Source organism: Sorangium sp. So ce1335 (assembly GCF_051521615.1).
Taxonomy (GTDB): Bacteria; Myxococcota_A; Polyangia; order Polyangiales; family Polyangiaceae; genus Sorangium.
Genome location: NZ_CP150363.1, coordinates 9,274,557 through 9,284,857 on the forward strand (window position 1 = coordinate 9,274,557; position 10,301 = coordinate 9,284,857).

General features: G+C 73.8%; 8 protein-coding genes. 5 read left to right on the forward strand and 3 right to left on the reverse strand.

Features of this window, described 5'->3' with window-relative positions; genetic code table 11:
• The first annotated feature begins 399 nt into the window (after positions 1–399).
• A complete protein-coding gene (locus tag WMF24_RS34425) occupies positions 400–2,064 on the forward strand; it encodes a hypothetical protein (RefSeq protein ID WP_437731684.1) in 1,665 nt (554 codons plus the stop codon).
• A 57-nt stretch (positions 2,065–2,121) separates the two neighbouring features.
• Here WMF24_RS34425 and WMF24_RS34430 read toward each other — a convergent pair whose 3' ends face one another.
• Complete coding sequence (locus tag WMF24_RS34430) at positions 2,122–3,939, reverse strand: glycosyltransferase family 39 protein (protein WP_437731685.1); 1,818 nt, start codon at positions 3,937–3,939, stop codon at positions 2,122–2,124.
• A gap of 411 nt (positions 3,940–4,350) precedes the next feature.
• Between WMF24_RS34430 and WMF24_RS34435 the strand changes: the two genes are divergently transcribed.
• Entirely contained in the window at positions 4,351–5,673 is a 1,323-nt protein-coding gene (locus tag WMF24_RS34435; RefSeq protein WP_437731686.1) for a dihydrolipoamide acetyltransferase family protein, read from the forward strand.
• Positions 5,670–6,941, forward strand: coding sequence for a serine hydroxymethyltransferase (gene glyA / locus WMF24_RS34440; RefSeq protein WP_437731687.1), 1,272 nt, complete (start codon positions 5,670–5,672; stop codon positions 6,939–6,941). Before WMF24_RS34435 ends, glyA begins: the two co-directional genes overlap by 4 nt.
• Before the next feature lie 103 nt (positions 6,942–7,044).
• Here the strand turns inward: glyA and WMF24_RS34445 are convergent, their stop codons facing one another.
• Complete coding sequence (locus WMF24_RS34445; RefSeq protein WP_437731688.1) at positions 7,045–7,842, reverse strand: hypothetical protein; 798 nt, start codon at positions 7,840–7,842, stop codon at positions 7,045–7,047.
• Positions 7,843–8,233: 391 nt separating this feature from the next.
• Between WMF24_RS34445 and WMF24_RS34450 the strand changes: the two genes are divergently transcribed.
• On the forward strand, positions 8,234–8,443 hold the full coding sequence (locus tag WMF24_RS34450) for a hypothetical protein (protein ID WP_437731689.1): 210 nt from the start codon (positions 8,234–8,236) through the stop codon (positions 8,441–8,443).
• A 233-nt stretch (positions 8,444–8,676) separates the two neighbouring features.
• Positions 8,677–9,294 (forward strand): hypothetical protein, encoded by a 618-nt coding sequence (locus tag WMF24_RS34455; protein ID WP_437731690.1) that lies wholly within the window; start codon positions 8,677–8,679, stop codon positions 9,292–9,294.
• A gap of 438 nt (positions 9,295–9,732) precedes the next feature.
• Here the strand turns inward: WMF24_RS34455 and WMF24_RS34460 are convergent, their stop codons facing one another.
• Positions 9,733–10,077, reverse strand: a complete 345-nt coding sequence (locus WMF24_RS34460) for an HU family DNA-binding protein (RefSeq protein ID WP_437731691.1) — start codon at positions 10,075–10,077, stop codon at positions 9,733–9,735.
• Positions 10,078–10,301 lie beyond the last annotated feature (224 nt).

Sequence of the window (10,301 nt, forward strand, 5' to 3'; positions counted from 1 at the left end):
TCGCAGCGCCGCGAGCGGGCCTGTCCTCGACCCCGCCGCGGCGGAGCGCACGCCCGCGATCGACGCATCAACGAGCATGCCAGCAGGGCGCGCCCCGCCCGCGCGCCCGCCCCGCCGAGGAGGCGCGCGCGGGCGGCGGCGCGCCGCGACCGCGGCAGAGCAGGCGCCGACGGGGCGCGGATCCGGCGCGGCGGTGCGGCGCTTTCGTGATGCGCCCAGCGCGTCTAGGATGCCCGGCCGCTCCTCCCTGCGCGCGGGACGGCGCAGGAAGCGTCGAGGGCCCGAGCGCCAGGCCAATCTGCACACAGGTGGTTCATGACTTCGAGATCGAATCGATACAGCTCCGCGCTCGCGCTGAGCATTGCGCTTCTGGCCGCCTCGGGGTGCCAGGTGATCACGATGCCCGATCGCAGCCTGATCGGTGAGAACACGGGCGGCGGCGGACAGGGGGGCGCTGGAGGACAGGGCGGGGACGGCGGCGACGGCGGCGCGGGCGGCGGCGACGGCGGCGCGGGCGGCGGCGACGGCGGCGCGGGCGGCGGTGACGGCGGCGCGGGCGGCGACGGCGGCGCGGGCGGCGGCGACGGCGGCGACGGCGGCGCGGGCGGCGGCGACGGCGGCGCGGGCGGCGGTGACGGCGGCGCGGGCGGCGGCGACGGCGGCGCGGGCGGCGGCGACGGCGGCGCGGGCGGCGGTGACGGCGGCGCGGGCGGCGGCGACGGCGGCGCGGGCGGCGACGGCGGCGCGGGCGGCGGCGACGGCGGCGCGGGCGGCGACGGCGGCGAACGCTGTACCGAGGACGCGGATTGCGCCGCACCCGCGAGCGAGTGCGCGATCGCGGTGTGCGCCGACGGAGGATGCGCCACCCGGCCCGTTGCCGCGGGGACGCCCGCGGAGATGCAGATGGCCGGCGACTGCGTCGAGCGCGTCTGCGACGGCTCCGGCGCCGTCGTGAGGATCAACGACGACGACGACGTGCCCAACGATCGAAGCGAGTGCACGATCGATTCGTGCCGCGACGGCGCCCCCGTCCACGAGCCGGTCGCGGCCGGCTCCTGGTGCTCCCTGGCCGACGGCGGGCTGTGCAACCCCGCCGGGGTCTGCGTGCAGTGCCTTGTCAACTCGGACTGCCCGACCGAGGTCTGCGTCGATCACACCTGTCAGGCGCCCTCGTGCGAGGACGGCGTCCAGAACGGCAACGAGGGCGGCATCGACTGCGGCGGCACCTGCCCGGCCTGCGGGCCCGCGGCCAGGGTGACCTCGGTCGACTACCCGGTCATCGCCGTCGGAGGCGCGCTCGTGCTCACCGGCACGGGGTTCACCGGAGCGACGGCCGTGACCGTGGGCTTCGTGCGGCAACCGTTCACGGTCGACTCCGACACGCAGATCACGATCCCCGCGCTGTCGAACGCGACGCCGGTCGGGCGGGAGGACATCGCGGTGATCCGGCCGGGCGCGCTGAGGACGACGTTCCAGGTGGCGGTGATCCGGCTGCAGGTCAACGAGCTCGACGCCGACACGCCGGCGACGCCGGAGGACGACGACCGCGAGTTCATCGAGATCAGCGCGGGCGTGGGCCGCGTGAGCCTCGCCGGCTACACGCTCGTGCTCTATCGCGGCGGCGCGTCGTACAGGGCGGTGGAGCTCGACGGGAGGACGAGCCTCCAGGGCCTCCTGCTCGTCGGCAACCCCGCCGTGACCCCTGCGCCGACCGTGCTCCTCGACGCGACCTCCGCCACGAACAACCTGGACGACGGCCCCGCTGCGGTCGCCCTGTACCAGGCGCGGCCCGCGGCCTTCCCCTCGGGGACGCCGATCACCGCCACGCGCCTCCTCGACGCGCTGGTCCACGGCACGAACGACGCGCCCGACGCAGAGCTCCTGGACGCGCTGATCTCCAGCGATCCCGAGGCGCCCGCGCGCGTCCAGGCCGACGAGGGCGCGACGAGCGCCCTGTCGACGACGCAATCGATCCAGCGCTGCGCCGATGGCAGCCGCGACGGCCGCCACTTCCACGCGGCGGCGCCCACCCCGGGCGCGTACAACGACGCCTCCTGCCCGTGAGCGCGGCGCCGGGCGCCAGCGCGGCCGGCGGGCCGCGCTGGCGCCCGGGCCCGCCGGTCAGCGCTCGAGGTAGATCCCGAAATCCTCGATGACCACGGCGAGCTCGTAGCGCTCGTCGATGAGCCCCGCGAGCGCGGGGAACCCGTCCAGCGTGTCGCGCGAGTCGAGCCCGTCGCCGGTCACCGAGGGGAAGACGTCGCGGCGCTCGACGACGATGGCGGCCGGAGGGCTCGCGGCGAGATCGCGCATCAGCGCGTCGCGCGCCTCCTGCCGGGCCCACGCCGCGCGCTGCGGGACGTTGTAGAGGTAGCGCGTCGCCGGCGGGCGATCGGCGAGATCGTAGATCACCGGCTCGAAGCCCCACACGAACACGGGCCGCCCCGGGGCGACGCGGTCGCGCAGCCACGCGGCGACCGCGCGGTTCGCCGCGGCGTTGACGTCGGCGACCGACGCGAGGCGGTCGAGGCGATCGAGATCCGTCGCGCCAGCGGCGAGCAACGCGACGCGCTCGGCGCAGCGATCGAGGTAGTCGTCGGCCACGTCCTTCGTCGCCGAGCGGGCGAAGCCGCTCGCGACGAGCGCCGCCACGAGCGCGGCGGCCGCCATCGCGCCGCGCCGGACGCAGCGCTGCCACGCCTTCCAGAGGCCGAGCGCGGCGAGCATCGCCGTGAGCGGCCACGTCGCGCCGTAGTGGTAAGGGAAGAACTTCGCCTGCATCACCACGCCGACGAGGTGCATCGCGATCACGCCCGCGAGCAGCGCCACGTCCGCCCGCTCGCGGCGCTCGGGGTGGAGCGCGAGCAGGCAGGCCAGGCCGAGCGCGAGCGGGCCGGAGTACCCGACGAGCCACGCGCTGACGCCATGCCACGCCATGTCGAGCACGCCCGCGTCGCGCCACCCGAGCGCCGTGTAGTGCGGCGTGAAGACGAAGAGGACCTCCCACAGGTCGCCGAGCGCCCCCTCCGCGGCGAACCACGCGACGCAGGCGAGCACGGGCAGCACGCCCCCCAGCGCGACGAGCAGGGCGGGCCGGAGCGCCGCCCACGCGAGCGCGGACGCCGTGGCCGACGCGCGCGCCGGCCCGCCCTCGGGCGCCGTCGCCACGCCATCCACCGCGCCGGCCGCCGCGCCGCGCCGCGCTCGCCACGCTCGCTCGACGAGCGCCGCGCCGCGCCGCGCGAGCTCCGCGAGGGCGGGCGCGGCCAGCGCGGCGGCGAGGACGACGCCGCCGCCGGCGAGCGGCGGCTTGAGGAGGCCGGCGGCGCCGAAGAGCGCGCCCGACACGACGAGCGCGGCGCCGCGCGGGCGCGCGGATGCGCCGCGCGGCACATCCGCGCGCCCGCGCGGCGTGGCCACGAGCAGGGCGAAGACGGTGAGCATGCCGCCGAACGACTCGGGCTGCGCCGTGTGCCAGAAGTCGAGCTGCGCGTGCACGAGCACGGCGAGCGCCGCGGCGACGACCCCGATGCGCCGCTCGCCGAACATGCGCCCGGCGAGCGGCGCCATCGCGAGGCACATGCCGGCGAGGCCGAGGACCTCGAGGACGCGGATGCCCCACTGCGCCGGGCCGAAGAGCGCGCGCGCGAGCGCGTAGAGGAGGAAGATGCCCGGCGGCTTGAAGTCGAACGCGTCGCGGTAGGGCATGCCGCCCTCGAGCACCGCGCGCGCGACCATCGCGTAGATGCCCTGATCGCGGCCGTGGCCGTAGGTCAGGATCTGCAGCAGCAGGAACGCGATGGCGCCGATCGCGATCGCCGCGCCGGCCCGCGCGCCCGCGGCGCGGGCCGGCGCGGCGGCGAGGCGCTCGCTCGCGGCCTCGCTCGAGGGGGCCCGGGGGCAAGGGACCGCGGTCGTATCCGGCGCGGCGTCACGCACCGGGGTCTTTTACCGGCTCGGGCGCGCCAGCGTCTACGTACGATTCCGGTCCTCCTGCGCGCGGCGTCCCGGCGGCGTCGGCGCGCCGCCGCCGGGGCGGCTCCCTCGGCGGACCGGCAGAGGGCGGCGGGGAGGGTGCCGCGGGTACGAGCCGCGGGCGGGCGCCCGGTCGAGCCGCGGCTCGGCGCGCCAGGTCGAGCGGCGGCGCGCCGGGACGCCGCGGCGCCGACGTGATGGCGCGACCGCGCCGCGACGCCGCGACGCCGCAACACCAGGACGATTGGTGCGATGGAATGCGCACCGGACGAACATGTATCGTTGCCCTCGAAGGGCGGGCGGCGTATACGACCGTGCCGCCTCGCCCCGAGAAACGGGCGTTCCCGGCGGCGCGCGTTGGAGGAGCGAGAAGCGATGGTCGATGTTCGCATGCCACAGCTCGGCGAGAGCGTGCTCGAGGGGACCGTCTCGAGGTGGCTCGTGCGCGAGGGCGATTTCGTCAAGCGCGAGCAGCCGCTGCTCGAGGTTGCGACCGACAAGGCAGACACGGAGATCCCGGCGCCGACCGCCGGTCGTATCTCGCGGATCGCGGTGGCCGAGGGGACCGTGGTCGCCAAGGAGGGTCTGCTCTGTCAGATCGACGAGACGGCGCAGGGCGAGTCCCAGCCGACGGCCCAGGGCGCCGCGCCGGCCGAAGCGCGCGCCGCGGCGCCGGCGCCGGGCAGCAACGGGCACGAGGAAAACGCCCGGCCGCTGTCGAGCCCGTCGACGAAGAAGCTGGCGCTCGAGGCGGGCGTCGACCTGCGCAACGTGCAGGGGACCGGCGATCGCGGCCGGATCACCCACGACGACGTGCTGCGCGCGGCGCACGGCCCGCAGGCCGAGCCGGCGGCGCAGCCGGCCGCGGCGCCCCAGCCCGCGGGCGCGTCGAGCCAGGCGGCGGAGCTGTCGCAGCTCATCCAGGCGAGCGGCGGGTTCGTGCCGCCGGTGCCCGGCGTCGGGTTCGGCGCGTACAAGGTGCCGCCCTACACCCCGAAGCCCGGCGACAAGGTGGTGCCCTTCAGCCGGCGCCGCCGCATCACCGCGGACCACATGGTCTATTCCAAGGTGACCTCGCCGCACGTGGTGACGGTCGCCGAGGTCGACCTGCACGAGACGTCGAAGCTGCGCGACGCGCACAAGGACGCGTTCAAGAAGGCGGGTGTGTCGCTGACGTTCCTGTCCTTCGTCTGCGCCGCGGCCGTCCGCGCGCTGCGCGAGCACCCGGAGCTCAACGCGCGGGTCCTCGAGAACTCGTACGTGGTGCTGCGCGACGTGAACCTCGGCGTGGCGGTCGACACGCCCGGCGGGCTCATCGTCCCGAGCATCAAGCAGGCGGACGAGCTCTCGCTGCGCGGCGTCGCGCGGAGCATCGACGAGCTGGCGGGGCGCGCGAAGTCGGGCAAGATCACGGCCGACGACCTCGCGAACACGACCTTCACGGTCTCGAACCCCGGCCTCAAGGGCAACCTGTTCGGCGGCGCGATCATCTCACAGCCGAACGTCGGCATCCTCAGGATGGGTGAGATCAAGAAGCGCGTCGTGGTCGTCACGAAGGACAAGGAGGACTCGATCGCGATCCACCCGGTCATGTTCCTCGCGCTGTCCTACGACCACCGCATCATCGACGGGGTGTTGGCGAACTCGTTCCTCTGGCGCGTCACCGACATCCTCTCACGCGGGGAGTTCGAAGTATGAACGCGAAGAGCGACGTGCAGGGCCTGAGAGCGCTGAGCGAGGTCGATCCGGAGATCGCCGAGCTGATCCGGCTGGAGGAGCGGCGGGAGGCCGACACGCTCCGGCTCATCGCCAGCGAGAACTACGTGTCTCGGGCGGTGCTCGAGGCGACCGGCTCGGTGCTGACGAACAAGTACTCCGAGGGGTACCCGCACAAGCGGTATTACGAGGGCCAGCAGCAGGTCGACGTCGTCGAGGAGCTCGCGCGCACGCGCGTGGCGAAGCTGTTCGGGGCCGAGCACGTGAACGTGCAGCCCTACTCGGGCAGCCCGGCCAACCTGGCCGTCTACCTCGCCTTCGCGCAGGCGGGCGAAACGATCATGGGCCTCGGGCTGCCCGCGGGCGGGCACCTGACCCACGGCTGGTCGGTGAGCATCACCGGCAAGTACTTCAAGAGCGTCCCCTACGGCGTGCGCGAGAGCGATCACCGCATCGACATGGACCAGGTCCGCGACCTGGCGCGCGCCCACCGGCCGAAGCTCATCTGGTGCGGGACGACGGCGTACCCGCGCATCATCGACTTCGCGGCGTTCCGCGCGATCGCCGACGAGGTGGGGGCGATCCTGGCGGCGGACATCGCGCACATCGCGGGGCTCGTGGCCGGCGGGGTGCACCCGTCGCCGGTGGGCATCGCCGACGTGGTGACGTCGACGACGCACAAGACGTTCCGGGGCCCGCGCGGCGCGATGATCCTCTGCAAGAAGGAGCACGCGAGCGCGATCGACAAGGCGGTGTTCCCCGGCCTCCAGGGCGGGCCGCACAACCACACGACGGCGGCCATCGCCGTCGCGGCGAAGGAGGCGTCGGAGGACGGCTTCCGGGCCTACGCGAAGCAGATCGTCGAGAACGCGCAGGCGCTCGGGCGCGCGCTGGAGTCGCGCGGCTTCCGGCTCATCACCGGCGGGACCGACAACCACCTGCTGAACATCGACATGACCCCGAAGGGGATCGCCGGCAAGCCGTACGCGCAGGCGCTCGATCGCGCGGGCATCGTGGCGAACTACAACTCGATCCCGTTCGATCCGCGCAAGCCGTTCGATCCGTCGGGACTCCGCATCGGCACGCCGGCCGTGACGTCGCGCGGCATGGGCGTCGCCGAGATGGAGCGCCTCGCGGCGTGGATGGACGAGGTGGCGCAGAACATCAACGACGAGGCGCGCATCGCGCGCATCGCCGCCGAGGTCGCCGATCTCTGCCGCGGCTTCCCGGCGCCTGGCATCCGGCTGTAGGTCTCACAGGCCACGTGGGCGCGCGCGCCCACGTGGAACACGTGGAAGAGGACGAGGACGCCGCGGAGAGGGATCTCCCGGCGTCCTCGCCGCTTTCACGGCGTCACTTCACGTAGAGCTGCGCGGCGGCGACACCCGAGCCGGCGGTGGCCTTGACGATGTACTTGGCGTTGATGCCCACGGGCAGCGACCAGCGGAAGCAGTTGCCCCGGCCGCCGAGCGCGGCGTTCGCGCCGGTCAGGTTGTCCCGCGCCAGCTCCGACGAGCCCATCGGGATCGGCGTCAGCGCGACGAGGCTGATGTCGAGCTCGGTGATCCCGGCGCCGACGCCGAGGATCGTGTAGCACTTGCCGGGCATGAGCTGGATCTGCTGCTCCAGCGTCTGCCCGGCGCTGAACTGACCCGCGATCGGGCCCCCCTCCTTCGTCATGCCCGGCGCCTCGGTCGCGGCGAGGTTGTTGAGCGGGATGGTCGCGGCCGACGCGAAGTTCGGGTCGATCGGCGACGCGCTGCCGGAGCTCGTGCCGGTGCCGGTGCCGCTCGGGGCGGGCTGCTGGCCGCCGGTCGTCGTCTGGCCGGGGATCGGGAACGGCCACGGGAAGCCGCCGGGCTGCGCCGAGGGCGTGGCGCCGGGCTGCTGCGGCGCGGGCTGCTGCGGCGTCGGCGCAGGCTGCTGCGGCGCGGGCTGGTACCCCGGCTGCTGCGGCTGCTGGGACCCGGGCGGCGGGTACTGCTGCGGCTGCTGGTACCCGGGCGGCGGATAGCCCTGCTGGTACCCGGGCTGCTGGTAGTAGCCGCCGGGAGGCGGAGCGTAGCCGGGCGGGGGCTGGTTCGCGTAGTTCGGCGGCGGGGAAGCCTCTCGCTGTTGACAACCAGCAGCGAGGGCTGCGGTGAGGACCATGGCTGACAGGACGCCAATCGTACGGACCAAAAGAACCTCCTCCAATTTCCGGCGGAACGCCGCGTTCAATCTCACTGACGGGCTCGCGACGCAACGGGGCACGCGCGCGGAAGCTCCCAGGAGCGACGCCCCCGAAGCCCGATGAACCGAGCCAGAGGGGCCAGCGCCAAGGGCCGTCCGCCGGATGTCGCTTTGGACGGGTCACGCCCCCGCTTTCATCGCATCCGCCCGGCGGATAGATGCTGCTCCCGCCACGATTTCCCGGATTTCGCCGGGCAGGCTCGGCTGGCCGGGGGGAAAAAGTGAGGTAGCCTACGGCATGACCGACCACGGCTCCCGTGCGAAGTTCGATCGTCCCGGAGAGTTTGCGCGGTGGTTCCTGGAACGGGAGATGCTGGCGAGCGCAGGCATGGGGCTCGCGGCCGACAGGGCGCGGCTGCACCTCGGGCGCGCGGTCGCCTTCCTCGACCAGGGGATGCTGCGCGAGTCGCTGACGGAGGCGAACTCGGCCGCATACCTCGACCGGGCGATCCGGCCCGAGGCGCTGCTCGTCGCGCGCATGTGCGTCCTGCGCGAGCTCGTGGGCGAGATCGGCGGCTAGGCGCGGCGCGAGGGCGTAAGGCGCGGCGGCGACAGCGCCTGACGGCCGGCGCCGGACGCCTGGCCGGGCGCGGTGGGCCGCCGGCGCGGGCGTCTCGCACATAGCCCTCGGCCTCCGTCGGGTGTATGAGCGCCCGCGGGCACAGCTTTCCGAGCGAGGAGCCGCGGCGTGCGGCAGGGCTGTGCGCGAGGAGGCCGCAGATGAGGGTGACGGGTAGGTCGTTGGGTTCAGCAGTGCTCTTGGCTCTCTCGGCGGCAGCCCTGTCGGCAGCGGCGCTGAGCTGCGGCGGCGGCAGCAAGGAGTCGGAGTTCGCAGACGACCCCCCGGACGCGGGAGCGCTGCCGCCTCCGCAGCCGACAGCGTCCGTCCCGCCCCCGGACGCCGGCATGCCCACGCCGGCGGTGCCGACGGCGACGCCCTGCGATGGAGTCCAGTCGCTCGCGATGACGACCATGTTCCAGGGCCGCGCGTCGGGTGAGGCGCCGAGGATGCAGCCGGAAGGGGCGCCTGTGTGCAACGTGGTGCCCGAGGGGCAGTCGGCCTCGGGGCAGACCTTCATGCTCCAGCCCGGTCAGTGCTACACGTTCCTGGCGCAGGCGCTGCCGACGGTCACCGAGGTCGATCTGCAGCTCGAGCTCGACCTCAACGCGGGTGGGCAGCCGGGGCTCGCGGCGTTCAACCTGAAACCGGTGCTCGCGGTCGACTCGGATACGGGGCCGACGGCGACGATCGGGGCCAAGCAGAACTGCTACCAATGGCCCTTTCCGCTGCCGGCGACGGCCAAGCTCGTCGTGAAGGCGCGCACCGGGTCGGGGCCGGTGGCGGCGCAGGCCTACAGCCGCAAGAAGTGAGGCGGCTCCGGGGGCGGCGGCAGGGGAAGGTGGTTCCGAGCTGACCGGCCCCGTTGCAGGGGGACACCTGCCCATCGCAGACGGGCCCTCTCCGGGGGGCCTACCGCCCCGTTGCAAGGGGACACCTGCCCATCGCAGACGGGCCCTCTCCGGGGGGCCTACCGCCCCGTTGCAAGGGGACACCTGCCCATCGCAGACGGGGGCCCTCTCCGGGGGGCCTACCGCCCCGTTGTAAGGGGACACCTGCCCATCGCAGACGGGCCGTCTCCGGGGGGCCTACGGCCCCGTCGCAGGGGGCCGGCGTCGAGGCTTGCGAGGGTGTCAGTCGAGGCGGCCGGGGGCGCCAAAGGGGCGTACCGCGGCGCCGACGCGGGGGCATGGAGCGAGAACGGCCACGTCGCCGTGGCCGCCCTGCGCTCCGCGGGGAGATCCGTGGACCTACAGGAGCGCGTCCTTGATGGCCTTGATCGGCCGGGCGCGGACGGACTTGCTCGCCGGCTTCGCAGCGAAGGTCATCGGCTGCTTGGTAAACGGGTTGATCCCCTGGCGCGCCTTCGTCGCAGGGCGCTTGACCACCCGGAACTTCGCAAAGCCGGGGAGCGTGAACACGCCCGACTTCTTCAGCTCACGATGACCGATCGAGATCAGGGACTCGAGAACGTTCTTCACCTGCTTGCGGCTCAGCTCATCACCGGCAGCTTCGGTGATGGCCTGGATCAGGCCGCTCTTGCTCAACGTCTTCTTCGCGCCGCCACCGGCCGTCTTCTTGTTGCTGGTCGCCATGGCACTCTCCTGGGACATGAGCTCGCGCGCGACACCTCGCCGCGCGCAGCCTTAGCGAACCTTACACACGACTCAGGACAAAAAAAGACAAAAATGCGGGGAGAAATCGCGATTTCTGAGAGCGGGCATCGCGCGGACGCCTGAAAGGCCGCGCCGGAGCGGTGCGCCAGAGGGGGAACGAGCCGCCTGGAAGGGCGACGGAGCGGCGCGTTGGTGGGGCAGAG